Source organism: Lachnospiraceae bacterium KGMB03038 (genome assembly GCA_007361935.1).
GTDB lineage: Bacteria > Bacillota > Clostridia > Lachnospirales > Lachnospiraceae > Massilistercora.
Window position 1 is genome coordinate 612686 of sequence record CP041667.1, and the last position, 25807, is coordinate 638492.

The window sequence follows — 25807 nt, forward strand, 5'->3', positions numbered from 1 at the left end:
CTGACGAAAAAAAGGTGGTATAAAAATAGAAAATGCAGCGACAAATTCAAAAGATCTGTTGCTGCATTGATAAATTGTTTACAAAGCTTAAAACGAAAGGAAATGCTAAGAGCTTATCAGGTGGTCAAGACTCCATTTTTTTACGTGTGTAATGAATTGTCTTACGATAGGAGAAAGCGTGTAATTTTCCTTATATGAAATGCTTATTTTTCTGCGGAAACTGGTATTAATTGGACGATGCTGCACTTGGAAAGGGAGACGTTTGAAAAATAGTTCCGGACATACGCTGATTCCCAGATTGCTTTCTACCATAGCGATAGTGGCATAGTCATCAACCACATGATACTGTATATCCAATTTTATATTACGTTCTTCGAAAAAGCGCCTGATGATAGGGTCCTTTCCTTCGTTTACCAGAATAAATGGATATTCAGCCAAATCAGAGGGATATATAGTATCCAGAGCGCCTAAAGGGTGTTCGTTGGGATAGATGGCGAACAGCCGGTCTTCAAATATAAGGATATTCTGGATCCCGCGAGTAGAGGGAGTGATTGTAAATCCGCAGTCTATGGTTCCTTGTAAAATAGAATCTGCAATTTGAGCATAATTTTCGTGCAGGATTTCAAATTGGATGTTTGGGTGTTCCTGCTTAAAAGAATTGATGATCTGAGGAAGCCAGTTAACCGCAATACTGGTGAAAGTGCCAATCCTTATCACACCACATTCTAAATTATTGATTTCAGCCACTTTATTTTCGAATTCCCGGTAAGAATTCATAACATTTCTTATGTAGGGAAGCAGCATTTCTCCCTCATGTGTTAATTCAACGCCAGAACGTCCACGCATTAGCATGCGAACGTTAAATTCATCTTCAAGAGATTGAATAGAATGAGAAATTGCGGATTGTGAATACCCTAGATTTTCAGCGGCTTTTGTTATTGTTCCGGAATCTGTCGCCACCAAGACGGTTTCAAATTTTTGTATATCCAATATGATACCTCCTTTTATCCATCGAAATTATTCATATTAACTATAAATATTATAAGCTTTATCAATGGAAAAATCTATAGTAAGATTAAGAAAAATCAGAAAATAAAAAATAATTCATAGAATATTTGGGTTAATAGAAAAAATGATAAAGGCGATTTCGTTTGATTTAGACCATACTCTATACAATAGAGAGGCGACTTGGGAAAAACTTCTTCCAGAATTTGTGAATAGATTTGATAGAGACTTATGTAAGAAATGGTCAAGGAAGCAAATATTGGCTGCTCTTCAAATGAGTGATAGAAAAGCAACTTATAACGAGACGAGCTGGAAAGGAATGTACTTAGAACTGAAAAATAGTGGGGTCCTGAAAAATACGGTACGGTATGAGGAGTTTTATGATTTTATTTACCTCCTTTTTTCTCCGTATATCGTGCCGTACCCGGACACCTACTCGACACTTCTCTGGTGTAGGGAAAATGGATATCATCCATCCATTATTACAAATGGGCATGTACCGCTTCAGCGAAAAAAGATAGAGTGCATGAAATTAAATGGTTTTGTTGAAGAGTGTTTGATTTGTGATTTGGATAGAGGAGCGGGATGTAAGCCTGAGAAAGCCCCCTTTTTAGAGATGGTACAAAAGATTGGAGTTAGACCGGAAGAAATGCTATACGTAGGGGACAATCCGATCAATGATATCAGCGGGGCAAGAGGAGCTGGAATGAAGACGGCCTGGCTGAATGTTATGGATAACTGGGTGCCTTTTGTGGCGCCGGCAGATTACGAAATTAGTTCATTGTGGGAGCTGCAGCGTATTTTGAAACACAGTGACTAGTAAATAAAAACGAGAAGGAAATGAGGTGATATTTTGCCGTGTATTCAATTGTCTACAAATAAAACACTTTCTGAGCAGAAGCAAGAGATTCTGAAACAGGAATTTGGGAAAGCCATTGAGCAAATACCGGGGAAAACGGAAAAATGGCTGATGTGTATTTTTCGTTCAGAATGTGAAATATGGTTCCGTGGAGAAAAGGAAGACAGCGCATTTTTGGAAGTTGGGATTTATGGACAGCCTTCCAAAGAAAGCTGCGATGCTCTTACACAAGTTCTTATGGATGTTGTAAGCGCTGAGCTAGATGTGGAAAAAGACCATATTTATATCAAATATTCCATGACTCCATACTGGGGCTGGAACGGGAAAAATTTTTGATGGCTGGAGGGAAAAAAGTGAAAAATTTGGAAAGATTTGGGAACTTATTTGATTTGTATGGCCATGTGGCAGTAGTAACGGGAGCAGCCCAGGGAAACGGACTTGCGATCGCGAACGCATTATGCGATGCAGGTGCGACTGTTGTCGCAACGGATGTAAGATTCGAGAAAGACAAAGAAGAGGCAGAGAATCTTAGGGATGGCATTGATCGCATGATTATGGATGTAACAAAAGAAGAGGAAGTTGACCGGACGTTTATGGCAGTTGCTGAAAAATATGGAAAGATTGATATTCTGTGCAATAATGCAGGGATTATTTATAAAAATCCGGTAGATAAGCTGGAAATCGATCGGTTTTCTTCAGTGATCGATATTAATCTCATAGGAACCGTAATCTGTACAAAACACGTGGTTCCTTATATGAGAAAAGCCGGATGGGGAAGGATTGTTAATATTTCATCATCGCAAGCGTTCTTGACTTCTGAAACATATAGTGCGTATTCGGCATCTAAAGCAGCCATTTCTCATCTTACAAGAATATGGGGAAATGAGCTTGCGGCAGACAATATCTTGGTTAATGCATTGTGCCCATGCTACGTGATGACACCGATGATGGTTAATTCCATTGCCAGAAAAGCAGAAGAACTTGGAACAAATACTGACGGGGGCTATCAGTACTTTGCGGATATGATTCCCACGCATCGCCTGTTGGAGACAAAAGAAATTGGAAACTGGGCGGCGGTGCTTTGCAGTGAACTTGGAATGGCGACTACTGGAAGCAACATCTCTATTACATGCGGACAAGTACAGCTGTAGAAGGAAAAGAGGTGGGTTTCATGCAAGATAAAGAACTTTTGTTAGGAATTGATATTGGAACCAGCGGCTGTAAAGTGACCTTGATCGATACAGACTGTAATTTTGTGGGAGATGGCTATACCGAATATAAGACGTATCACCCTAACATCGGGTGGTCGGAACAAGATCCTGCGGACTGGTTCCCGGCCTTCATGAAAAGCTTTTATACAGCGTTGGAGAAAGGGAAAGTCCATCCACAACAGGTGGTGGCTCTAAGTCTGGATGCTTCTGCGCATAATATCGTTTTATTAGATGAAGATGATCAAGTGTTAAGAAAAACGATCATGTGGACGGATACAAGAAGCACAGAAGAAACCGAATATATGATGGAACATTATAAAGATGAGATTTTTGAAATCGGTTACCAGATGCCAAGTCCTACATGGACGATGCTGCAACTAATGTGGATCAATAACCATGAGCCTGAGGTGCTGAAGAAAGCAAAAAGAGCAATGTTTGTGAAAGACTATGTACGTTACCAGCTTACAGGGACATGGACAACGGATCACATTGAGGCCCAGGGGAGTCTTCTTTTTGATAATAAAAACTGGTGCTGGTCAGACGAACTTTGCCGAATCAGCAATGTGCCGATTTCTATTTTACCTCCGCTGGTAAAACCTACAGATATCGCGGGCTACATTACGGCTGAAGCCTCGTCTATTACTGGAATCAAAGAAGGGGTTCCTGTTATTAATGGGTCAACAGATACCGCATTAGAGGCGTATTGTGTTGGAGCGATCAAAGAAAATAGCTGTGTTACAAAACTGGCGACTTCAGGAACAATTTATCTTTTCCGCCCGGAACCATATCCAAATCCCCAGGCGCTTACCTATTCTCATGTAGTAGAAGGACTGTGGTATACCTGTCTGGCCACGTCTTCTGCGGCAGAAAGTTTAAGGTGGTATCGGGATACTTTCTGTAAGGAAGAATGGAAACAGGAGTGCCAAGGCGGAAGAAATACATATCAGCTTTTGGATGAAGAAGCAGAAAAGGTAGCTCCGGGATCGGAAGGGCTGTTTTTCCATCCGTATTTAATGGGAGAAAGATCACCCTATTGGGATACAACTTTGCGTTCCAGCTTTGTAGGGGCAACCGCACATCACGGGCGGGGACACTTTAACAGAGCTGTATTGGAAGGAGTTGCTTATTCCATTAGAGATAATTTTGAATTGATCAAGAATGAAGTGGATATTCAAGAGGTTCGTATTGTAGGCGGAGGCGGGAAAAGCCCTCTCTGGCGTTCGATCATGGCAAATGTGCTTGATCGCCCGATCCTAAAGTTTGAAAACGATGATTCTTCTTACGGATCCGCACTTCTGGCGGGGGTAGGAGCTGGAGTTTTTGCTGGTCATGAAGAGGCTGTCGGCAAAGGGCTTCACTTAAAGGAAAAGGTAGAGCCAGATCCGGAGATCGCTAAAGAATACGAAAAATATTTCGAGATATATCGCCAGATTCATGATGTGCTGGAACCTATTTATAAAAAAATGTAATGAATATACAAGGAGAATAAACATGAGTGTAAATTTAATCGCAATGCTGACCAATCATGATAAAACAGTGCCAAACGCAGTAGAAGTGTTCGAAGAGAATAAAGGAACAAAAACAAACTATTGGGGCTTCAAAGATATTGGAATCGAACTTTCTGAGGCAAAAAAACTGGTGGAACGGATGAAAGCGGAAGGGAAAGTGACCTTTTTAGAACCCTTGGTAGAAAGCGAAGAGGATTGTCTAAAGGCGGCACAGTTTGCGATTGACTGTGAATTTGAGTATATGATCGGAATGGAATTTTATAAAAGTGTGGCAGATAAACTAAAAGGTACTGGGATTAAGTATTTCCCAACCTGCGGAAGAAGAGCCGGAATTCCTCGTATGCTGTACGGAACCTGTCAAGAGATCATTGATGACGCAAAAGAAATACTTTCTTGCGATGGTGTTGAAGGAATCTGCCTGTCTGTATATCGCTATCAAGATGGGGACCCAGAAAAAATGGCAATGGAATTTTTGAAAAATATTGACAGTCCAATGATCATTACTGGAAGTATCGGAAACGATGAGAGATTAGAGTTTGTCAAAAAATTGAACCCCTGGGGCTTTACGATCGGTTCTGCGCTGTTTGATGATAGCTTTGGACATTATGATAAGATTGCGGATAAGATTGACGCTATTATGGAAAAGCTGGAGAAATAAAATTTGTGGTAAATATTACATATTTATGTGGGTCACACAAATTTTATAATAGTGTTAACTTCAGACTGCCTGGATATTTTGGATAAAAATACACCGCCATTTTTATCTGAGAGCGGGGAACGCTGTAAAAATATCCGGGTCGGCTGAAAAAAATCAAAGGAGGAAATCTTTATGAAAAACAATCTGAGAAAGCGTATGGTATCTTTTTTGGTCGTGTGCATGATGGTTGTAGGACTTGCTGCCTGCGGAAGTGAGACCGAAGAGTCTGCAGGAGGTGAGTTAGGGGGAAACGAAGGAGACTTGGTGATAGGTCTTGACTGTCCGATGACAGGAGTAAACGCAAGCTTTGGTGAACAGCTCTCCTATGGAGCCCAGATGGCAATTGATGAAATCAATGAGGCCGGAGGAATCGATGGGAAAATGCTTGCCTTGGATGTACAGGATGACAAGTCTGATCCTAAGGAGGCGGCAACGATCGCGACAAAATTTGTCGCAGATGATTCCGTTGTGGCTTCCCTGGGCTATTATAACAGTTCCTGTGGCCTTTCTGCCCTCCCGATCATCAATGAAGGAAAACTGGTAACTATTGTTACAGGATCTACACCTGATATTTCAGAACAGAATCAAGACTATGGTTTCAGGACAGAGCCTTCTGATGAACAGCAGGCGGTTTATGCGGCTGATTGGATGGTGGAAGACGGTTGTGAAAAGGTCGCGGTTTTGTATGAGAGCACGGATTATGGAATGGGTCAGGAGAAAATCATCACAGAGGTTCTGGAAGAATCCGGAGCAGAAGTTGTATGTTCTGAAACATATATTTTAGGAGAAACAAAAGATTTTACAAATATCCTGACTAAAGTAAAGAATTCAGGAGCGGATTCCGTATTCCTTGCAGGAACATATACAGAAGGAGCCTTGATCGTAAAACAGATGAAATCTTTGGGAATGGATCTCCCGGCGTATTCATCATCATCTATGTTTGAAGTCGCATTTTTGGAAGCGGCAGGAGACGCTGCGGAAGGAGTGAAGGTTCAGGGAGTTCTGGTACCGGACGATCCTTCTGAAGTAAATCAGCAGTTCCAGCAGGCATACAAGGAAAAGTTCGGTGAGGATAAGACAGCAGGCACGTTTTCCGGACATGGATACGCAGGAGTGAAGATGCTGGCGGAAGCAATCGAAAATGTGGGAACCGATCCGGATGCTATGGCAGAATATCTGGAGACAACCACTTTCGATACAGTATATGGAACGGTTCATTTTAATGAAACACATGACCTGATGTTCGAATCCTTAAAACGTCTGGTTGTGGAAGATGGGAAATTTGTAGTTGTTGAGTAAAGTAGTTATTTGAGTTCGTTATAAAGATTGGAGAATAGCGTATGGTTTTGCAAATTATAGTAAACGGACTTACGATGGGATGCGTATATGCTCTGATTGCACTGGGATACTCCATGGTTTATGGATGTTTGAAATTTATCAACTTTGCTCACGGGGATGTTTTTATGTGGGGCGCCTGTTTTGGCCTTATTTTTGCCAGAATGGGCGGAATCCCATTCCCCTTGGCGCTGATTTTAACGATGGTTTGCACAGGTCTGTTAGGAGTGATACTTGAATTTTTGGCTTATCGTCGTTTGAGAAATGTTCCGCGAGTAGTAGTTACAGCAAGTGCTTTGGGAGCCTCTATTGTATTGTCTAATTTAGCGTTGGTTCTTGTTGGCGCGGAGACTTATTCCGTACCGCCGTTTTTTGAGACGCAATATTTTAATATTGGAGATTTGGTAGTCAACAGCCTTCAATTGATCCTTTTGGGCTGCTCGATTGTGTTAATGCTTTTCCTAAATTGGTTCATTAATAAGAGTAAATGGGGGAAGGCAATCCGGGCAACATCAGAAAACATGAGTGTGGCAAGTCTGATGGGAATCAATACGAACAAAATCATTAGTGTAACCTTTTTTATCGGCTCCGCTTTTGCCGGAGCGGCGGGGCTTTTAATTGGAATCTATTATGACGCTGTATATTCTACTATGGGCTATATGGCGGGTATGAAAGCCTTTACAGCAGCGGTTCTTGGTGGAATTGGAAGTATTCCGGGAGCGATGATCGGAAGCTTGATATTAGGGCTTGTAGAAAGCTTTGGAACAACCTATATTTCTTCCAGTATGGGTCCTGCAATTTCGTTTGCGATCTTGATTATTGTATTGCTTGTAAAACCAACGGGATTGATCGGTACTGGCGATACCCATTCGAATCGTGTGTAAGGGAGGAAGAGAAATGAATTTAAAACATTTTTTGAAAAACCGCCGATTCCAGTTTGGGATTATACTTTTCATAGCGCTTGTTCTGCCGTTGTTTGTGAATAATGATTCCGTCAAACATGTGCTGATTATGGTGCTGTTATATGTAATATTAAGTTTAGGGCTGGAAGTGGCGCTTGGAGTTACGAATCTATTTTCACTTTGTCATGCGGCCTTCTATGGAATGGGAGCTTATGTTTCTGCGCTGCTTTCCATCTACCTGGGATGGAACTTTTGGATCACGCTCCCCATTGCGGCGATTGCTGCGGGACTATTTGGAATTCTGATCGGTTTGCCAGCGCTTCGAACAAATGGAGATTATCTGGCGATCGCGACCTTGGGGTTTGGAGAAATCTTTCGGCTTGTGTTAGTAAATGGCGGTGAATTCACAAGAGGACCAAGAGGACTTACTGGACTTTCCAGACCAGAATTATTCGGGCTAGATTTTACGAATCGAAATGTCTATTATTATTTGCTTTTGATTGTGGCTGTTATTATATTTCTAATTGTTTTTAATATTCCAAGGACATTTTTTGGACGTGCGCTGATGGCGATCCGAGACGATGAAGATGCGGCTGTATTTATGGGAATTCGTATTTCAAAATATAAAGTATGCGCTTTTGCGATCAGCGGTTTGATCGCCGGAATCGCCGGAGCCTTTTATGCGCATTACATCTGCTACATCAGCCCGGATACCTTTGTATATAATGACTCTATTACAATATTGACGATGGTGCTGATCGGAGGCGGAGGTACGGTTGTTGGTCCTGTTTTGGGAGCTGTTATCCTAACGATTCTTCCAGAATTATTAAGGTCCTTTGTGGAATACCGAATGCTGATTTACGGACTGGTTGTTGTGATCATGATGCAGATCAGGCCAATGGGGATCATGGGACATCTGAATACGCGGACTTCTTATCTTGAATCATTGCTTCAAAGTATAAGGAAGAAGAATAAAAAAGATAAGGAGGTGGATGTAAATGCTGCTGGAAATTGATCATATAACAAAATCATTTGGTGGTGTTGTTGCTGTAAATGATGTGTCAATGAGTGTAAAAGAAGGCAAGATTTTTAGTATTATCGGACCCAATGGAGCGGGAAAAACAACATTGTTTAACTTGATCACAGGAGCTTACACACGGACTTCCGGAAAGATCATATTTGACGGAGAACAGATTGACACCAAGAAACCATATGAAATCAGTTCCCTTGGGATTGCGCGTACGTTCCAGAATATTCGTCTGTTTAATACAATGACCGTATTGGAAAATGTTATGACGGGAATGCACAGCCGGATCAAGGCAAAAGATATTGAATCCTTTATTCCGGGACGATCCAGAAAAATTGAAGAAGAAATAGTCGAGAAGAGCATGGAAGCACTAAGGATCGTTGGCTTGGAAAAGAAATACGCAGAGTATGGCGGAGCGCTTCCGTATGGCCAACAGAGAAGACTGGAGATTGCGAGAGCGCTTGTGAGCGATCCGAAATTGCTGCTTTTGGATGAGCCGGCAGCAGGAATGAACATTAATGAATCCGCGGATTTGTTGTCTTTGATACGGTGGATCAATACAGACTTGAAAAAGACGGTTATTTTTATCGAACACAATATGAGAGTTGTTATGAATGTGTCGAATTATATTGTGGTATTGGATCACGGGACGAAGATCGCAGAAGGAGACCCAGAGGAGATCAGCAACAATCCAGTTGTCATTGAAGCATATTTGGGGGCAAAAAAAGAAGGAGGAAATGCAGATGCTTAAAGTTGAACATTTAAGTGTGTCCTATGGGGCAATTCAAGCGGTCCGTGATATCTCCTTCGAAGTTGGGAAAGGAGAAATTGTTTCCTTAATAGGCAACAATGGAGCTGGGAAATCATCCACGCTAAAGGCGCTTACAGGGATCGTCAAACCAGCACAGGGATCAATCAAGCTGTTTGACCAGGAAATCGCGGGAGTAAAAGCGCATAAAGTTTCAAAGCTTGGTATGGCAATGGTCCCGGAAGGAAGAGGTATCTTTACTCGTATGACTGTTTTGGAAAACCTGGAAATGGGAGCCTTTAATCGGCCGGATAAGGAAAATGTAAAGAGTGATCTGGATAAAGTGTTTGAACTTTTCCCGGTGTTGGCGGAACGGCGGAAGCAAAAAGGAGGAAGTCTGTCTGGAGGCGAGCAGCAGATGCTGGCTGTTGGGCGGGCAATGATGCAGAATCCAAAGATTTTATTGTTGGATGAGCCGTCGCTTGGTTTGGCGCCGCAGGTAGTAGAGTCTATTTTTGAGGTTGTTAAAGAAATTAACAAAAAAGACGGAACGCCAATTCTTCTAGTAGAGCAGAACGCATACCTGGCGCTGGAGGTATCTAATAGGGGATATGTACTGGAAACGGGAGAAATCATCGTTTATGATGAGTCGAAAAAGCTTTTGGAAAATGAAATGGTTCAAAGAGCATATCTAGGTGTTGAGGATTAAAGTATGAATTATTGGAAGTTATTGGAAAAATCAAAAGTTATAGGAAGCCATCCGACGATATGGAAAATGCCGGGAAGAAAAACGGAAGGAAACATTATTTTTTATAATGGTGCTGCTTTGCGGATAGGAGAAGAAACTGCGAAATTGACTAGCCAAAAAGTGCTTCTCGTTATCGGGAAAAAAGTACTTTCTGCGTCAGGTGAAGTTATTCTAAAATCATTTGAAGAATCAGGGATTGATTATGATATTTTTTCAGATATCTGTGCAGAACCAGACTTGGATACGGCGAAAAAAGTAGCGGACATCATGGATGAGCAGCCGTATGGAGCAGTGATCGGTGTGGGCGGTGGAAGTACATTGGACATTGCGAAATTGGCAGCCCATGGCGGAGATGGAAAACTGACAAAAAGGATTTTAGCCAATAATTTTTCGCAACCGAAAATACCAGTTATTTTACTGCCGACGACATCAGGAACGGGAAGTGAGGTCAGTCCCTATGTTGTACTGACTGTAGGCGGGGTGAAAAAATTTTTTACCTCGTCGGAATTTCTTCCGGCAGTAGCAATTGTAGACCCGCTGCTTACCGCGAGTATGGATTCTAGAACTACGGCGGCTACGGCATTTGATGCAATGACACATGGAATTGAAGGGTATATGGCGTGCGTGACACCTTATACAGAATGTTTAGCGGTCGAGAGCACTGCTGTGATTATGAAATTTCTGAAAAGAGCAGTGGAAAGGCCGGAGGATATAGAAGCCAGATACTGGCTGTCGTATGCTTCTGTCTTGGGAATGCTGTCCTATGTTATGGGAGGCGGGTTATTTGCCCACAGTATTTCTTACATATTAACCCTTGAAAAAGAACAGTCTCATGGCACCGGCTGCGGATTAGCGCTGCCATATACCATGGCGATGAATTATCCCCATATACTTCCTTTCCTTGATAGGCTGGGCGCCCGAATAAACGGGCGCTCAGAAAATGAAGGAGAAGAATTGATACGCGAAATTCAGGCGTTATTCACAAAAGTTGGTATGCCTGCAAATTTGGCAGAACTTGGCTACAAATTGAGTGATGGCCCTGAATTTGCAGAGAGGCTGCTGCGGGAATATCCAAGGCCAAAGAATCCGCGAAAAGTAACAAAACGGGAAGCAGAGAAATTATTTCATGCAATGCTTTTCGGGAAGATTGATTTTTTTTAGTGCAAATGGAAGGAGGAAAAATACAACAATGGTAGAGACAAGAACAAGAGCGTTTGCATGCCCGACCAAATATTTTCAGGGCGTAGGAGAGTTTGATCTTGTAGAACATTATACAAGCCAATATGGGGAAAAGGCTTTTTTTGTGGTGGACGGCTTTTTGTTTGATGGCCTAAAGAAACGGCTGGATAAAGCATATGAAAATACGGAGTCAAAATATAAAGCGATAAAATTTGGCGGCGAATGTTCTTATAATGAAGTGGATCGAGTGATTGAAGAATTCAAGGCATATGGGGCGGATGTGCTGGTAGGAGTAGGAGGCGGAAAAACACTGGATACTTCCAAGGCCGCGGCAGATAAAAGCGGAATACCTGTGATTGTTATTCCTACGGCGGCCTCCTGTGATGCTCCATGCAGCGCGATGTCTGTTATGTATACAGACACGGGCGAATATATCCACAATATCAGGCATAAAAAGAATCCAGAGATGGTGCTTGTAGATACTGATATTGTGGCGAAGGCACCAGTCCGCTTGTTTGTTGCCGGAATGGGAGATGCATTGTCCACGGTGTTTGAAGGTCATGCGAATCATACATCCTTTAGCCCGAACTATGTGGGAAAAGGATACCGGTGTACGAGAACTAGTATTGCGCTTGCGGAACTATCTTTTGAGATATTGATGGAAGAAGGGGTAGAAGCGCTGAAGGCTTTAAGACAAGGAGTATGCACGGAAGCGGTTGAAGATGTTATAGAAGCGAATATTTTGCTGAGCGGAGTTGGATTTGAAAATACAAGCTGCGCGGCCGCGCATGGCATCCATGCGGGACTTACCCAGCTTCCAGGGACCCATTCGTATCTTCATGGGGAAAAAGTCGCATTTGGCGTAATCTGTCAGATGGTTATGGAAAATACGCCGCGCGAACTGTTTGAGCAAGTGATGGAATTCTGCGATGAAGTAGGACTGCCGATTACGTTAGAGCAGTTAGGAGTAGAAGCGACGCCTGAAAACGTTATGGTCATTGCGGATACGGTTGTAAACCATAATAAATTGATCTATGCAGAACCGTTTAAAGTAACATTGGAATTTGTTTATAATTCTATTATGGCCGCAGACGCTATGGGACAGGATTATAGGAAAAGTAAAGAAAAATAATTGTTGATAAATACACACCCCCGTCATTTCTTTGGTGATCAAAATGACGAGGGTGTTTGCGGATTAAAAGTGGAGCTCCATTGACAATAATGAATATCTATAATTATAATAAATTATAGAAAAAACGCCGCCAGATCACGCGAGGGTGTAATCACCAGCAGGCTTTGACCTGTGGCAGTCGCGCTGGGGGTTTTTTCTTTTATTTACAAATCATACGACTGCTAAAATAGTCATTTTCTGGCTCCATAAAATCTGTGTAATACTTCATGCCGTATTTTAAAATTTTCCCATTCCTTTTATAGAGAGAGTTTCGCAATTTATAAGTATAACAAGGCATTACGAAACCATATCTGTTAGTTTCGTGGTAATAAAACATAGAGGTTGCACAGATGTCTGCTAATTGTAACATATCCCATGAGGCCCCAGTTTTACTATATATATTTCTAAAATAATTAGAGACTTCGTTATTGCCATAATGGATTAGTTTGTTGTTCAAGTAGTCGATGAGTTCGCCGTCACGGGATGTACCTCTACTAGATAAAACTACATCCCCAATACGGTTAGTATCTCGTAAAATCCAAGACACTCGCTCAATAAGATATCTGCAAGAATGATTATATAAGATTATACTTGGTTTTTCAGAGAAGTCAGAACGATTTCCAAGTAATTTGTTTAAATCAAGTTTATGCGTGTCTATTATAACATTGATGTATTCAAATGGGGAGTTGAAAAGCTCTTTTGCAACGTATGCCCGTTGTTCAAAACTTCGCAGTGCTCTAAAATGTATTGTATCGAGATTCAGTTCGTGTTTTATTGAAGTCATAGTTTCGCGGATTTGTTTTTCAGAGCTTTTATTTATAATGACGGCAGTTAAGACAAACCATTGAGTGCCTTTTCCAACACCTAAATCACCGGCTTCATCAATATATATAGTGCAATTGCTGCTGACATAAAAGTATCTTCCTCCTATTCTTGCCTGCTGTTCTATCGGTTGTGTCTTCTTGATTAGATATTACAATAATGCATAACAAAAGTAAACAACACGATTCCTGCCTGTAAGTGGGTGTTTTGTTGTAATAAAAAGATAAATATGATAATATGGCGTTAATCTTTTAAGGGAGTGATGCAATGGTAGAGATGAACGAGGCGGCGAAAGCCTACATGAACCGCCAGGGATTTAACAATGTAGTTTTGAATGTAGAAGAGATCACCAGTTGATGCGCGCCTCCGTATCTGGAGGTGACGGTAAGTTTTACCGATGAGGATGAAAAGGTGATGTTGGCTAAAGGCTACCAGATAGAACAAAGTGAGTTGGGGCGTGTCTACTATCCTGCAGAAGGAGTGGAGATTCCGGACAAGATTGTGATCAACTACATGGAATATCCATGGATTTCCTGCTTTGAAGTAGAGGGAGTAAAGATTGCGCATAAGCCTGGAAAATAGGTGAATTCTCCAGGCGGAAGGCTTTACAACGCGGCTTTGGACATGTTATCATTAGACAACAATACAATGAGTCGTGCTTTAGAAAGCAGGAGGAAAACTATGGCATTCTATTATGACGAACCGTCCAGAACATTTAGTGAGTATCTTTTAATCCCCGGCTATTCATCTGCGGAGTGTATCCCGTCTAAAGTCTCTTTGAAAACGCCTCTTGTGCGCTTCCGAAAGGGAGAAGAATCCCCAATATCGATCAACATTCCGATGGTATCGGCGATCATGCAGTCCGTATCTGACGACCGCATGGCGGTAGCGCTTGCCCAGGAAGGAGGTCTTTCCTTTATCTATGGATCTCAGCCCATTGAGGATCAGGCGGAAATGATCCGGAAGGTGAAGCGGTACCGGGCGGGTTTTGTAGTAAGCGATTCCAATGTATCGCCGGATATGACCCTGGCGGATGTGCTTGCGATCACAGAGAAGACGGGCCATTCTACAGTCGCGGTCACAGAGAACGGAGAGCCGGGAGGAAAGTTCCTTGGGATTGTGACCAATAAAGATTACCGGGTGAGCCGGATGGCGCCGGAGACAAAAGTAAGCGAGTTCATGACAGAGTTCTCGAAGATTGTTTACGCGGATGAGGACACAACGCTGAAAGAGGCAAATGATATCATCTGGGAACATAAGATCAACTGTCTTCCCCTGGTGAATAAGAACCAAGAATTGGTTTATCTGGTCTTCCGCAAAGACTATGATACCCATAAGAAAAATGAGAATGAGTTGATCGACAGCTCCAAGCGTTACATGGTAGGCGCTGGAATCAATACCAGAGATTACAAAGAGCGGGTTCCGGCCTTGGTAGATGCTGGGGCGGATGTGCTTTGCATCGACAGTTCAGAAGGATTCTCAGAATGGCAGAAGATGACGATTGACTATATCCGGGAACAGTATGGTGATACTGTCAAAGTAGGAGCTGGAAACGTTGTAGATGCGGAAGGATTCCGGTTTTTGGCGGATGCTGGGGCAGATTTTGTAAAGATCGGCATTGGCGGCGGAGCCATCTGTATTACCAGGGAGCAGAAGGGAATTGGCCGAGGACAGGCTACAGCATTGATCGAGGTGGCAAAAGCCAGGGATGAATATTACGAAGAGACTGGTATCTATGTGCCGATCTGCTCCGACGGCGGGATCGTGCATGACTACCATATTACACTTGCCTTGGCAATGGGGGCGGACTTTATCATGCTGGGCCGGTATTTTGCCCGGTTTGACGAGAGTCCTACAAAGAGAGTCAATATCAATGGAAGCTATATGAAAGAATACTGGGGCGAGGGAAGCGCCAGAGCCAGAAACTGGCAGAGATACGATATGGGCGGAGATAAGAAGCTTTCTTTTGAAGAGGGAGTAGATTCTTTTGTTCCATATGCGGGAAGTCTGAAGAACAATGTGAACCTGACGCTGAGCAAAGTCAAATCTACCATGTGCAACTGCGGGGCGCTGACGATCCCGGAGCTGCAGCAGAAGGCGAAGATCACGCTGGTATCGGCTACCAGTATTGTAGAAGGCGGCACCCATGATGTGACCCTGCGGGATAAGCGATAGGGCAGATGAGGAAATAAAGACGGATCACGCAACCGGAAGGCAGTCTGGAAAGAGAAACTTTTCAGACTGCCTCTTAGCATCCATTTGAAAGAAGATTTTGTGGAGAGAAACGCAAAGTATAGTTGTAAATGCGAAGTATCATGCTATAATTAAGTGTAAAAGTGTCCAATGGATTGTGAAAAACGTTGCATAATACCGGAGCGGGTCATGGGGATTTACACGGGAACAGAAATGGCAAAAAAACTGAATATATCCAGATCCTATCTTTATTACCTGAAAGACCATATGGGAATTCACATAGAGACCAGAGAAGACGGGAAGATCCTCTGGACGGATGAAGTCTATGAGCAGATGGCAGATTATATTGAGAAAAACCGGCTGCCGGAGGAAGCAAAACCAGAGCAGGCGGAACCGGGATATAAAGTCATCCGGATCAATAACCGGAGGTATCTGGGCAATAAATATAAGCTTCTGCCTTTTATCAAAGGCGTGGTGGAACAGGAGTGCAAAGATATCCATACGGTAGCGGATATCTTTGCGGGAACCGGCGCGGTAGCTTCTGCTTTTACAGACCAGAAGCTGATCACCAACGACAACATGTACAGCAACTATATCTGCCATGTGGCCTGGTTTGGCGGCGAAAGTTATTCCAAGGACAAGATCATCCGCATTATAGGAGAATATAACCGGATACAGGTGTCGGAAGACAATTATATGAGCGTGAACTTCGCGAATACTTATTTTGACTTGGAGGACTGCCGGAAGATAGGATTTATCCGGGAAGATATTGAGGAAAAATACCGGGCCGGAGAAATCAACGGAAGAGAGCGGGCGCTTTTGATCACCTCTCTCTTGTACGGAATCGATAAGATCGCCAATACCTGCGGCCATTATGATGCGTACCGGAAAGGGGCCGCTTTTGAGCGGCATTTGGAATTAGGGGTTCCGGAGCCGGAAGAAGAATTAAATGAGCATAACGTCTGTTTTCAAATGGATGCCAATGAGCTTGTGGGGAAATTAGACGTGGATCTGGTGTATATTGATCCGCCTTATAATTCCAGGCAGTACTGTGACGCTTACCACCTTTTAGAAAATGTAGCCTGCTGGGAGAAGCCGGAAGTATTTGGGGCGGCAAGGAAGATGGACCGTTCCGGGTTGAAAAGCGACTATTGTACCAAGAAGGCGGCCTGCGCGTTTGAAGAGTTGATAGAAGCCATCCATGCCAAATATATTCTGCTTTCTTACAACAATATGGCGGAAAAAGGAAATGACCGGTCTAACGCCAAGATCAGCGATGCGGACATTCTGCGGATCTTAGAAAAAAAGGGAAGGGTAAAGGTATTCTCAGAGGATCATAAAGCTTTTTCCACGGGGAAATCGGATATCCAGGAGAACCAGGAACGGTTGTTTTTGTGCCAGTGTTTTGAGGATGGAAAAGAAAAGATCCCTTCGCCTTTGAACTATACGGGAGGCAAGTACCGGCTTCTGCCCCAGATCCTGCCCTATTTTCCAAAAGAGATGGATCAAATGGTGGACCTCTTCTGCGGAGGCTGCAATGTAGGGATCAATGTGTCCTGCGGTAAAGTGCTGTTTAATGATTCCAGCGAATGTCTGATCGGACTGCTCAAAACCTTCCAGAAGCTCCCGCAGGAAGAGATCCATGAAAGGATCCTGAGGATCATTGGAGAATACGGACTTTCCATGTCCAGCAGCCATGACTATGAATACTATAACTGCAATAGCTCCGGCGGCCTGGCGCCTTATAATAAAGAAAGATTTCTAAAACTTCGGGAGGATTTCAACGCCAGGGAAGAAAAAGATGAAGAATACTATCTTATGCTGTATGTATTGATCGTCTTTTCCTTCAACAATCAGCTTCGGTTTAACCGGAAAGGAGAATACAATCTTCCCGTAGGAAAGAGAGATTATAACCAGAAATTGCAAAAGAAACTGGCGGCATTTATCCACCGGATCCATTCTGGAGATTATACCTTTGTGAACCAGGACTTCCGCAAGATTTCCCTGGACGGGTTTACGAAGGACAGTTTTTTCTATGTGGACCCGCCCTACCTGATCACCTGCGCCACCTATAACGAGCAAGGGGGATGGACGCGGCAGGATGAACGGGATCTTCTGGCCTATCTGGAAGAAGCGGACAAAAGAGGAATCCGGTTTGCGCTGTCCAATGTACTGGAAAGCAAAGGCAGGAAAAATGAGATCCTGGAAGCCTGGATCAAAGAACACCGCCAGTTCCGGGTGATCCCGTTGGATTATGGCTATGGAAATTCCAGTTATCATGGGAAAAACAGGAAGAGCAGGACCCAGGAGGTCTTGGTGGTTAATTTTACATGATTTTAACGGGAGAAGGACTGGGAATTTACGTTTGGGACGTATACTGACAGAGTTAGACATACACAGTGAAAAGGAGGAGCGGAGATGCCAGCGGTATATGCGCACTATAGATTCGGAGCAAAAGTATCCAGGAAACTGGAAGGGGATTTAAAGGAAATCGTGACAAAATATCATCCCCAGTTTGCCATTGGACTTCAAGGGCCGGATATTTTCTTTTTTTATCGGCCTTTTGGGAAAAATGCGATCATAAAATACGGGAATCACTTGCATGAGATTCCGGCCAGAAGCTTTTTCGAGCATGGCCTTAAGGTGGTGCGGGAAAAAGGGAGAGACAGCAGGGAATACGCATATCTGCTGGGATTCCTCTGCCACTTTATCCTGGACAGCGAGTGCCATCCTTATGTCAATGAAATGATCGAGAAGATCCATGTGCAGCACTTGGAGATTGAAGAAGAGTTTGAGAAGAAACTTCTTAGGCTGGATGGAAAAGATCCGTTCGCCTATGAGACGGCCAGGCTGATTCCAACGGACCAAGCCACCGCCCAGGCGGCCAGTTCGTTCTATGAAGGAATTTCACCGGAGACGGCGCGCTGCTGTCTTCGATGGATGAAGCGGATCAAAAGGCTGCTTACCACACCGGGGGAGGCCAAATTCCAGATTTTGAATACACTGATGAAGGCCGGCGGCGGGAAATATCCTTATTATAAAGGACTTTTGACTCAGCGAACAGATAATATGAAATGTGAAGGGACGAATCTGGGGCTGTGGAAAAGGTTTTTAGGCGCTGAAGAGGTGGCTGTTTCTATGATCAGGAATTTGGATGAAAGTCTGAGAGAGGAAGCAAAACTCAGTGAACGGTTCGACCGTACATTTGAATAGATCTGACAGAAACTGTGAATAAATAGAGAGCGAGAGGGAACGAATGGAGAAGATAAAACTGACAAGATTAGAAAAATATTGGATCCTATATGATGTGGGGAATTCAGCGTTTACCCTGCTGATCTCTACGATCATTCCAATCTATTTTAATTATCTGGCGGGAAACGCGGGGATTTCAGAAGTGGATTATCTGGCGTACTGGGGATATGCCGCATCTTTGGCGACGGTAATCGTGGCGCTGATCGGCCCGATTCTTGGAACGATCGCGGACACCCAGAATTATAAAAAACCGCTGTTCGCTGCCAGCATGATGGTGGGAGTGATTGGATGCGCCGCCCTCTCTCTGCCTGCTTCCTGGATTTTGTTTCTGGCAGTGTTTGTGATCGCCAGAGTGGGCTACAGCTCCAGTCTGATCTTCTATGACTCTATGCTGGTGGATGTAACAGAGCCGGAGCGGATGGACACGGTGTCGTCACACGGTTATGCCTGGGGATATATTGGAAGCTGTATTCCGTTTATTATCTCGCTGGTTTTTGTCTTGATGTATGAGAGTCTTGGTATTACCATGCAGATGGCTATGGCGATCGCGTTCTTCCTGAACGCGGCCTGGTGGGTGTTGGTGACAATTCCGCTGTTTCGCAATTATCAGCAGAAAAATTATGCCCAGAAGCCGGCGAGTCCGGTGAGAGACAGCTTCCGCCGGCTGGCGGGGACTCTTCGGGATGTGAAGAAGGAAAAGCATATTTTTTTGTATCTGCTGGCGTTTTTCTTCTTTATTGACGGAGTCTATACGATCATAGAGATGGCGACTGCCTATGGAAGCGCCCTTGGGCTGGATTCCACTGGACTCTTGCTGGCGCTTCTGGTGACGCAGATTGTGGCGTTCCCCTGCGCGCTGATCTTCTCAAAATTGTCGAAGCGCCAGGAGACGACTCGTCTGATCAAAATCTGTATCCTGGCTTATACGGGAATCGCTCTTTTTGCGATCCAGTTGGATAAACAATGGGAATTCTGGTTTCTGGCGGTAATGGTGGGGATGTTCCAGGGCGCGATCCAGGCCCTGTCCAGGTCTTATTTCGCCAAGATCATTCCTTCGGAGAAGTCTGGAGAATATTTTGGGATCTATGATATCTGCGGGAAAGGGGCCTCCTTCATGGGAACGACTCTGGTGGGGATCGTAGCCCAGATTACAGATGCCGCCAACGCGGGAGTGGCGGTTATCGCGGTCCTGTTTGTGATTGGATTTGTGCTGTTTGGCAAAGCGGCAAAATATAAAACGGTCCAGAGCTGATAAGCTCTGAACCGTTTCAGACTGTAGACAAAGTCCCCGGTTTACACCGGAGCTTTTCTATTGTAGTTATCAACATTTCAATGATTCTTCCGGTTTTTATCAAGAAAAATCCCCTACTTATCAACTCGAAAGTTAAGCGGTGCGTTCTCTGCACATGGTATAATTATCCTATAAGGAGGGCCTGCTTATGATGACAAGAGATTCCGATAAAAAAAGAGAACAAATGATGCTGTTCAGCATGGATGACATGGTGCCAAAGGATCACATGCTCCGAAAGATTGACCGGGCAATTGACTGGAACTTTATTTACGATCTTGTAGAAGACAAGTATTGTGCAGATAACGGAAGGCCGAGCATGGATCCGGTGATGCTGATCAAAATCCCTTTTATCCAGTATCTCTATGGGATTAAAAGTATGCGCCAGACGATCAAAGAAATCGAAGTGAATGTAGCGTATCGTTGGTTTCTCGGTCTGGATATGCTGGATCCAGTTCCTCACTTTTCTACTTTTGGGAAAAACTATACCCGGCGTTTTAAGGATACGGAACTGTTTGAACAGATCTTTTCCCATATCCTCGAACAATGTATGAAGTTTCATCTGGTAGATACGTCTACCGTGTTTGTGGATTCTACCCATGTAAAAGCCTGTGCGAACAGCAAAAAGAGGCGAAAGAGGATTGCATCTCAAGAAGCTCTATGGTATGAGGAGGAGTTAAAAAAAGAAATCAATGAAGACCGCAAAAATCATGGAAAGAAACCTTTAAAAGAAAAAAAGGATGATTCAACTACACCGCCTGCAGCGGGTAGCGGCACTTCTGGTGAAAGCGGTTCTTCAGACGAGATCCCGGAAGGAGCCAAAACGCAAAAATGCAGTACTTCAGATCCGGAAAGCGGGTGGTTCCGAAAAGGCGAACATAAACATGTTTTTGCATACAACATAGAGACTGCATGTGACAAGCACGGGTGGATCTTAGGTTATACTGTGCATCCAGGGAATGAACATGACAGCAGGACATGGAAGCCTTTGTACGACAAGTTGAAAGACCTGGATATGGAGATGATGGTATTGGATGCCGGATATAAGACTCCAGCAATCGCCCGAGAATTGTTAAAAGACGGGATACAGCCCCTGTTTCCGTATAAAAGGCCCATGACAAAAGATGGATTCTTCAAGAAATATGAGTATGTCTACGATGAGTACTATGACTGCTATATCTGTCCGGCGGATCAGATCCTTACTTATCGGACAACGAACCGGGAAGGGTACAAAGAATACAAGAGCGATAAAAGCATCTGTAAAAACTGCCCTTACCTTTGCAACTGTACAGAAAGCAAAGAGCATGAAAAAACGATCTCCCGCCACATTTGGGAAGAGTATCTGGAAACCAGTGAGGATATCCGCTATACTCTCGGGAACAAAGAGATCTATATGTTGAGAAAAGAAACCATTGAGAGATTGTTCGGAAGTGCAAAAGAACAGCATGGATTTCGATACACACAATACATCGGCAACGCCCGAATGAGAATGAAAGCCGGGCTGACCTTTGCGTGCATGAATCTGAAAAAGCTGGCAAAGATTCTGGATGTAAGGGAAAGGCAGGACAAAAAATCAGGATTCTTTTTTATCTTTTATAAAAAAATATGGGAGTTGGCATTTTGGCAAAAAGAGTGGTGCTGGAGCTAGGCTCCAGCACCAACTTTGTCTACAGTCTGAAACGGTCCAGAGCTGATAAGCTCTGAACCGTTTTTATCTATGCTTCTTGAAGCGGCTCTTCTGTTTGGGGTTCTGGAGGATAAATGTGCACCCGCTCGATCCGGTTTTTGTCTAAAGATTCAACGACCAGACGGATTCCTGTTTCTGTAGATACGGAATCCCCCGTTGCCGGGAAGCGGTCCAGCTGTTCGATGATGAACCCGCCAAGAGAATCATATTCTTCCGATTCCAGATTAAGTCCAAGGATATCGTCCAAGTCCTCCAGATTGATGGCACCTTCTACCAGATACTCCCGTTCGCTCAGTTTCTGAAGATAATCGGATTCTTCATCTTCATCATATTCATCATGGATTTCTCCTACGATTTCCTCCAAAATATCCTCCAGTGTGATCAGACCGGAAGGATCGCCGTATTCATCTAAGACAATGGCAATGTTGAAAGAAGCCTGGCGCATCTCTACCAGCAGCTCGGAGATGCTTTTGTATTCATAAGTAAAGTAAGCTTCTCTCAGGATATTGCGGACGTGGAAATCTCCGGTGTTATCGAAAAGGAGCAGGTCTTTCATATTGATGGTGCCAATGATGTTGTCGGTGGTATCCTCGAACACGGGAAGCCGGGTATACCTGTCCTCCCGGTAGATTGCCAGCAGCTCCTCGTAGGTGCTGTTTACATCGGCAAATGTCACATGGACGCGCGGAACCATAACATCCTTGGCAATGGCGTCTCCAAGATCTACCACGTTATAGATCATTTCTTTTTCGTCAGACTCAATGACTCCGTCCTCATGACTGACATCAACGATGGTGCGCAGGTCTTCTTCTGTGACGGTTTTGTTTTTGACCTTTGAGTTAATGTGAAGAAGAGATAGGATTCCCATGGATAAGCCGTTGATCACAAAGATGACCGGAGTCATAAGCTTCATGAAGATACGGATCACCGGCGCATAGTAAAGAGCCATTTTGTCCGCATGGATGGTTGCGGTGGTTTTGGGCGTGATCTCTCCGAAAAGAAGGATCAGGACTGTTATAATACCGCTTGCGAGGGCAACCATGGAGCCGCCGAATTTATATGCGATAGTAGTTGTAAGAGAAGCGGCAGACAGATTGACGATATTGTTGCCGATCAAAATGGCGCTGAGCATTTTTCCGGAGTTGTCTGTAACTTCCAGAACTGCCTGAGCGCGTTTGCTGCCCTCTTCAGCCAGACCGCGCATACGAAGTTTGTTAGATGTGGTAAGGGCAGTCTCCGCGGAGGAGAAAAAGGCAGAAAAAGCCAGTAAGATAACAAGGATTAAAATTTGTATGACATCATTTGGGTCCAAAAATCGTTCAACTCCTTTTTTGACCTTAGTATCATGAATATACCGCATTTTCGTTTATTTTGCAAGTGTGCGTTGAATTCAGAGAAGGTTTCGTGTATGATGTAAAGATGGAAGTTGAATAAGGAGAATATGAATTTATGGATCAGAAATTCTACAGCCGGCTGGCAAAGATCCTGCCGGAGAATAGAATCATGAAAGAGGAACCTATGCGGCTTCACACCACATTCCGGGCGGGAGGTCCGGCCCGTTTTTTTGTTGTGCCGGAGACGGCGCAGCAGCTGCGGCAAATAGTCCGCTGCTGTCAGGAAGAAGAAGTCGCTTACTATATTATTGGAAATGGCAGCAACCTTCTGGTGTCCGACCAGGGCTATGAAGGAGTGGTCATTCAGATTTTCCGGGAGATGAACCGGATCGAAGTCCAGGGAGAAGTGATCACAGCCCAGGCGGGGGCGCTGCTGTCGGCAGTGGCGGCGCGGGCGCTGGAAGCGGGACTTACCGGATTTGAATTCGCGGCTGGAATCCCTGGAACACTGGGAGGGGCCTGCGTGATGAACGCTGGGGCTTACGGCGGAGAGATGAAGGATGTTTTGAAAGAAGTACAGGTCCTGACCCGTCAGGGTGAGATCATAACGCTTCAAAAAGAGCAGCTGGAAATGGGATATCGGACCAGTGTGATCGCGCGGGAGCAGTATATCGTCCTGGAGGCCGCGATCAAACTGGAGAAAGGAGACGTCCAGGCAATCCGGGATAGAATGGAAGACTTGAAGAATCGCCGGGTGACGAAACAGCCTCTGGAATATCCGAGCGCCGGAAGTACCTTCAAGAGACCGGAAGGATATTTCGCGGGGAAGCTGATCCAGGACGCGGGGCTTAGGGGGTTCCAGGTAGGAGGAGCTCAAGTGTCAGAAAAGCACTGTGGATTTGTGATCAATAAAGATCATGCGACAGCCGGAGAGATCAATGAATTGATCCGCCAGATCCAGGAGAAAGTAAAAGAGGATTCCGGCGTGGAGCTGGAGACGGAGGTAAAGCGTCTGGGAAAATTCTGAGATAGGATAATGGGATAAAAGAGGGGGATCGGGATGAGATTTGTGATTGTAACAGGAATGTCGGGAGCAGGAAAGACAACGGCTTTAAAGATGTTGGAAGACATGGGATATTTTTGCGTGGACAATCTCCCGGTCCCGCTGATTCCAAAGCTGGCGGAACTGCTCACCGTCAGCGGAGCAGAAGTAAATAAGGCCGCGCTTGGAGTGGATATCAGGAGCGGACAGAGTTTTGGCGAATTGGAGCGGGTACTGGACGAGATGGACGCCATGGAGATCAAATATGAGATCCTATATTTGGAATCCAGCGATGACGTACTGGTAAAGCGCTACAAAGAAACTCGGCGTTTTCACCCATTATCCGGCAGCAGCGGGCGTGTGGACGAGGGAATCCGAAAGGAGCGGGAGCGGCTGGGGTTCCTTAAGAAAAAAGCAGATTATCTGGTAGACACCAGCCATATGCTTACCAGAGAGCTGAAAAAGGAATTGAATAAAATATTCGTCTTGAACAAAGAATATAAGAATCTGTATATCACGGTGCTGTCCTTTGGCTTTAAATATGGAATCCCAGCGGACGCGGATCTGGTGTTTGATGTTCGGTTTCTGCCCAATCCCTACTATATTGAAGAACTCCGCCCCAAGAACGGAAACGATAAAGAAGTCAGGGACTATGTCATGGAAAACGAAAAGGCCGGAGTTTTTCTGAAAAAGCTGATAGATATGGTGGAATTTTTGATTCCCAACTATATTATAGAAGGGAAAACACAGCTCGTGATCGGGATCGGGTGTACGGGGGGAAAACACCGTTCGGTAACATTGGCGAACGAACTGTTTACCGCTCTGGAGCAGGCGGAAGCGTATGGAATCCGGATCGAGCACCGGGATATTGGGAAAGACGCGATCACAAAAGCAAGGTAGGGACCAGACATGTCATTTTCTGGGAAGATAAAGGAAGAACTGGCTGAAAGATACGGCCGGGCGAGGCACTGTCAGCTGGCGGAATTATCAGCGATTTTGCATATGTGCGGAGAATTTTCGGAAGATTCTTCCGGAATCTGCGCTTTAAAATTTCATACAGAAAATTTTTCGGTTGCAAGAAAATGCTTTACATTGATGGAAAAAACATTTAATATAAAGACTGATATCGTAATTCGCAAGAATCCATCCAGAGGCAGCTGCGTATATTTTCTCTACGGGAAAGGCAGGGAGCTTCTGGCGGTGAAGAATACGATCGTACAGGCAGTGTGCTGCAAGAGGGCATATATACGTGGTGCTTTCCTGGCAGCGGGTTCCATGAGTGATCCCAGAAAGTCCTATCATTTTGAGATTGTGTGCAATTCGAGAGAAAATGCATGTTACTTGAGAGATATGATTAACAGCTTTGATATGGATGCCAAGATTGTGCAGCGTAAAAAGACGTCTGTTGTTTATCTGAAAGAAGGAGAGCAGATCGTGGACATCTTAAATGTCATGGAAGCTCATGTGGCATTGCTGGAATTGGAGAATGTCCGAATCCTGAAGGAGATGAGGAATTCTGTCAATCGCAAAGTGAATTGCGAGACGGCAAATATCAATAAGACGGTTTCTGCCGCGGTGCGGCAGATGGAGGATATCATGTATATCAGAGATACGATCGGTCTTGAACGTTTGCCAGAGGGATTGAAAGACGTTGCCCTTACACGTCTTGAAAATCCGGAAGCTGCGCTGGCTGAACTGGGACGGCTTTTGAAGTCGCCGGTTGGCAAGTCTGGAGTCAATCACCGGCTGCGCAGACTGAGTGAAATAGCGGATCAGTTAAGGGAGCAGTAAGGAGGAAC

At 44.3% G+C, this 25807-nt stretch carries 22 protein-coding genes and 1 pseudogene; 20 read left to right on the forward strand and 3 right to left on the reverse strand.

All coding sequences use genetic code 11. From position 1 onward, the window contains the following. Window positions 1-105: 105 nt before the first annotated feature. Window positions 106-990 carry a LysR family transcriptional regulator gene (locus FND36_03020; GenBank protein ID QDW73105.1) on the reverse strand — a complete coding sequence of 295 codons (885 nt, stop codon included), beginning with the start codon at window positions 988-990 and terminating at the stop codon, window positions 106-108. A 142-nt stretch (window positions 991-1132) separates the two neighbouring features. Between FND36_03020 and FND36_03025 the strand changes: the two genes are divergently transcribed. The 12 genes from FND36_03025 (at window position 1133) to FND36_03080 (ending at window position 12351) form a co-directional block, all read left to right on the forward strand. After that, on the forward strand, window positions 1133-1825 hold the full coding sequence (locus FND36_03025) for an HAD family hydrolase (GenBank protein ID QDW73106.1): 693 nt from the start codon (window positions 1133-1135) through the stop codon (window positions 1823-1825). 30 nt (window positions 1826-1855) lie between these two features. Beyond that, the gene (locus FND36_03030) at window positions 1856-2200 is read left to right on the forward strand and encodes a hypothetical protein (protein ID QDW73107.1); all 345 of its coding nucleotides are present in this window, start codon (window positions 1856-1858) and stop codon (window positions 2198-2200) included. Then, window positions 2200-3015, forward strand: a complete 816-nt coding sequence (locus FND36_03035) for an SDR family oxidoreductase (protein ID QDW73108.1) — start codon at window positions 2200-2202, stop codon at window positions 3013-3015. The genes FND36_03030 and FND36_03035 overlap by 1 nt, the downstream gene beginning before the upstream one ends. Then, on the forward strand, window positions 2994-4544 hold the full coding sequence (gene xylB / locus FND36_03040) for a xylulokinase (GenBank protein ID QDW73109.1): 1551 nt from the start codon (window positions 2994-2996) through the stop codon (window positions 4542-4544). Before FND36_03035 ends, xylB begins: the two co-directional genes overlap by 22 nt. A 22-nt stretch (window positions 4545-4566) precedes the next feature. Beyond that, complete coding sequence (locus FND36_03045; protein QDW73110.1) at window positions 4567-5241, forward strand: hypothetical protein; 675 nt, start codon at window positions 4567-4569, stop codon at window positions 5239-5241. 171 nt (window positions 5242-5412) lie between these two features. After that, window positions 5413-6579, forward strand: a complete 1167-nt coding sequence (locus tag FND36_03050; GenBank protein QDW73111.1) for an ABC transporter substrate-binding protein — start codon at window positions 5413-5415, stop codon at window positions 6577-6579. 41 nt (window positions 6580-6620) lie between these two features. Next, a complete protein-coding gene (locus FND36_03055) occupies window positions 6621-7499 on the forward strand; it encodes a branched-chain amino acid ABC transporter permease (GenBank protein ID QDW73112.1) in 879 nt (292 codons plus the stop codon). A gap of 13 nt (window positions 7500-7512) precedes the next feature. After that, window positions 7513-8532 carry a branched-chain amino acid ABC transporter permease gene (locus FND36_03060; GenBank protein QDW73113.1) on the forward strand — a complete coding sequence of 340 codons (1020 nt, stop codon included), beginning with the start codon at window positions 7513-7515 and terminating at the stop codon, window positions 8530-8532. Next, complete coding sequence (locus FND36_03065; GenBank protein ID QDW73114.1) at window positions 8516-9295, forward strand: ABC transporter ATP-binding protein; 780 nt, start codon at window positions 8516-8518, stop codon at window positions 9293-9295. The genes FND36_03060 and FND36_03065 overlap by 17 nt, the downstream gene beginning before the upstream one ends. Continuing rightward, complete coding sequence (locus tag FND36_03070; GenBank protein QDW73115.1) at window positions 9288-10001, forward strand: ABC transporter ATP-binding protein; 714 nt, start codon at window positions 9288-9290, stop codon at window positions 9999-10001. Before FND36_03065 ends, FND36_03070 begins: the two co-directional genes overlap by 8 nt. A gap of 3 nt (window positions 10002-10004) precedes the next feature. Further along, entirely contained in the window at window positions 10005-11201 is a 1197-nt protein-coding gene (locus FND36_03075; GenBank protein QDW73116.1) for an iron-containing alcohol dehydrogenase, read from the forward strand. A 28-nt stretch (window positions 11202-11229) separates the two neighbouring features. Next, on the forward strand, window positions 11230-12351 hold the full coding sequence (locus tag FND36_03080) for a glycerol dehydrogenase (GenBank protein ID QDW73117.1): 1122 nt from the start codon (window positions 11230-11232) through the stop codon (window positions 12349-12351). A 199-nt stretch (window positions 12352-12550) separates the two neighbouring features. On the opposite strand, the gene FND36_03085 is transcribed toward FND36_03080, so the two are convergent. Further along, the gene (locus FND36_03085; protein ID QDW75521.1) at window positions 12551-13357 is read right to left on the reverse strand and encodes a DUF3800 domain-containing protein; all 807 of its coding nucleotides are present in this window, start codon (window positions 13355-13357) and stop codon (window positions 12551-12553) included. Window positions 13358-13893: 536 nt separating this feature from the next. On the opposite strand from FND36_03085, the gene FND36_03090 reads away from it, so the two are divergent. The 5 genes and pseudogenes from FND36_03090 (at window position 13894) to FND36_03110 (ending at window position 21488) form a co-directional block, all read left to right on the forward strand. After that, a complete protein-coding gene (locus FND36_03090; GenBank protein QDW73118.1) occupies window positions 13894-15387 on the forward strand; it encodes an IMP dehydrogenase in 1494 nt (497 codons plus the stop codon). Window positions 15388-15594: 207 nt separating this feature from the next. Beyond that, window positions 15595-17739 (forward strand): Dam family site-specific DNA-(adenine-N6)-methyltransferase, encoded by a 2145-nt coding sequence (locus FND36_03095; protein QDW73119.1) that lies wholly within the window; start codon window positions 15595-15597, stop codon window positions 17737-17739. A gap of 84 nt (window positions 17740-17823) precedes the next feature. After that, window positions 17824-18618 (forward strand): zinc dependent phospholipase C family protein, encoded by a 795-nt coding sequence (locus FND36_03100; protein QDW73120.1) that lies wholly within the window; start codon window positions 17824-17826, stop codon window positions 18616-18618. Window positions 18619-18661: 43 nt separating this feature from the next. Beyond that, window positions 18662-19909 carry an MFS transporter gene (locus FND36_03105; protein QDW73121.1) on the forward strand — a complete coding sequence of 416 codons (1248 nt, stop codon included), beginning with the start codon at window positions 18662-18664 and terminating at the stop codon, window positions 19907-19909. A 181-nt stretch (window positions 19910-20090) separates the two neighbouring features. Next, window positions 20091-21488, forward strand: a pseudogene (locus tag FND36_03110) (IS1182 family transposase). Between the two features lie 172 nt (window positions 21489-21660). On the opposite strand, the gene FND36_03115 reads toward FND36_03110, so the two are convergent. Continuing rightward, window positions 21661-22944: an HlyC/CorC family transporter gene (locus FND36_03115; protein QDW73122.1), complete on the reverse strand. Its 1284-nt coding sequence runs from the start codon at window positions 22942-22944 to the stop codon at window positions 21661-21663. Window positions 22945-23081: 137 nt separating this feature from the next. On the opposite strand from FND36_03115, the gene murB reads away from it, so the two are divergent. Genes murB through whiA form a run of 3 tightly spaced genes read left to right on the forward strand, consistent with a single transcriptional unit; the run spans window position 23082 to window position 25799 of the window. Continuing rightward, window positions 23082-23993: a UDP-N-acetylmuramate dehydrogenase gene (gene murB, locus FND36_03120; protein QDW73123.1), complete on the forward strand. Its 912-nt coding sequence runs from the start codon at window positions 23082-23084 to the stop codon at window positions 23991-23993. A gap of 33 nt (window positions 23994-24026) precedes the next feature. Further along, window positions 24027-24908 (forward strand): RNase adapter RapZ, encoded by an 882-nt coding sequence (rapZ, locus tag FND36_03125; protein QDW73124.1) that lies wholly within the window; start codon window positions 24027-24029, stop codon window positions 24906-24908. A 9-nt stretch (window positions 24909-24917) separates the two neighbouring features. Next, on the forward strand, window positions 24918-25799 hold the full coding sequence (whiA, locus tag FND36_03130) for a DNA-binding protein WhiA (protein ID QDW73125.1): 882 nt from the start codon (window positions 24918-24920) through the stop codon (window positions 25797-25799). Window positions 25800-25807 lie beyond the last annotated feature (8 nt).

What these genes read in the sequence shown, in the direction of transcription:
- FND36_03025 (QDW73106.1), top strand. Translation starts at nt 1,133, where the DNA reads ATGATAAAGGCGATTTCGTTTGATTTAGACCATACTCTATACAATAGA.
- FND36_03035 (QDW73108.1), top strand. Translation starts at nt 2,200, where the DNA reads ATGGCTGGAGGGAAAAAAGTGAAAAATTTGGAAAGATTTGGGAACTTA.
- xylB (QDW73109.1), top strand. Translation starts at nt 2,994, where the DNA reads ATGCGGACAAGTACAGCTGTAGAAGGAAAAGAGGTGGGTTTCATGCAA.
- FND36_03045 (QDW73110.1), top strand. Translation starts at nt 4,567, where the DNA reads ATGAGTGTAAATTTAATCGCAATGCTGACCAATCATGATAAAACAGTG.
- FND36_03050 (QDW73111.1), top strand. Translation starts at nt 5,413, where the DNA reads ATGAAAAACAATCTGAGAAAGCGTATGGTATCTTTTTTGGTCGTGTGC.
- FND36_03055 (QDW73112.1), top strand. Translation starts at nt 6,621, where the DNA reads ATGGTTTTGCAAATTATAGTAAACGGACTTACGATGGGATGCGTATAT.
- FND36_03060 (QDW73113.1), top strand. Translation starts at nt 7,513, where the DNA reads ATGAATTTAAAACATTTTTTGAAAAACCGCCGATTCCAGTTTGGGATT.
- FND36_03065 (QDW73114.1), top strand. Translation starts at nt 8,516, where the DNA reads ATGCTGCTGGAAATTGATCATATAACAAAATCATTTGGTGGTGTTGTT.
- FND36_03070 (QDW73115.1), top strand. Translation starts at nt 9,288, where the DNA reads ATGCTTAAAGTTGAACATTTAAGTGTGTCCTATGGGGCAATTCAAGCG.
- FND36_03075 (QDW73116.1), top strand. Translation starts at nt 10,005, where the DNA reads ATGAATTATTGGAAGTTATTGGAAAAATCAAAAGTTATAGGAAGCCAT.
- FND36_03080 (QDW73117.1), top strand. Translation starts at nt 11,230, where the DNA reads ATGGTAGAGACAAGAACAAGAGCGTTTGCATGCCCGACCAAATATTTT.
- FND36_03090 (QDW73118.1), top strand. Translation starts at nt 13,894, where the DNA reads ATGGCATTCTATTATGACGAACCGTCCAGAACATTTAGTGAGTATCTT.
- FND36_03095 (QDW73119.1), top strand. Translation starts at nt 15,595, where the DNA reads ATGGGGATTTACACGGGAACAGAAATGGCAAAAAAACTGAATATATCC.
- FND36_03100 (QDW73120.1), top strand. Translation starts at nt 17,824, where the DNA reads ATGCCAGCGGTATATGCGCACTATAGATTCGGAGCAAAAGTATCCAGG.
- FND36_03105 (QDW73121.1), top strand. Translation starts at nt 18,662, where the DNA reads ATGGAGAAGATAAAACTGACAAGATTAGAAAAATATTGGATCCTATAT.
- murB (QDW73123.1), top strand. Translation starts at nt 23,082, where the DNA reads ATGGATCAGAAATTCTACAGCCGGCTGGCAAAGATCCTGCCGGAGAAT.
- rapZ (QDW73124.1), top strand. Translation starts at nt 24,027, where the DNA reads ATGAGATTTGTGATTGTAACAGGAATGTCGGGAGCAGGAAAGACAACG.
- whiA (QDW73125.1), top strand. Translation starts at nt 24,918, where the DNA reads ATGTCATTTTCTGGGAAGATAAAGGAAGAACTGGCTGAAAGATACGGC.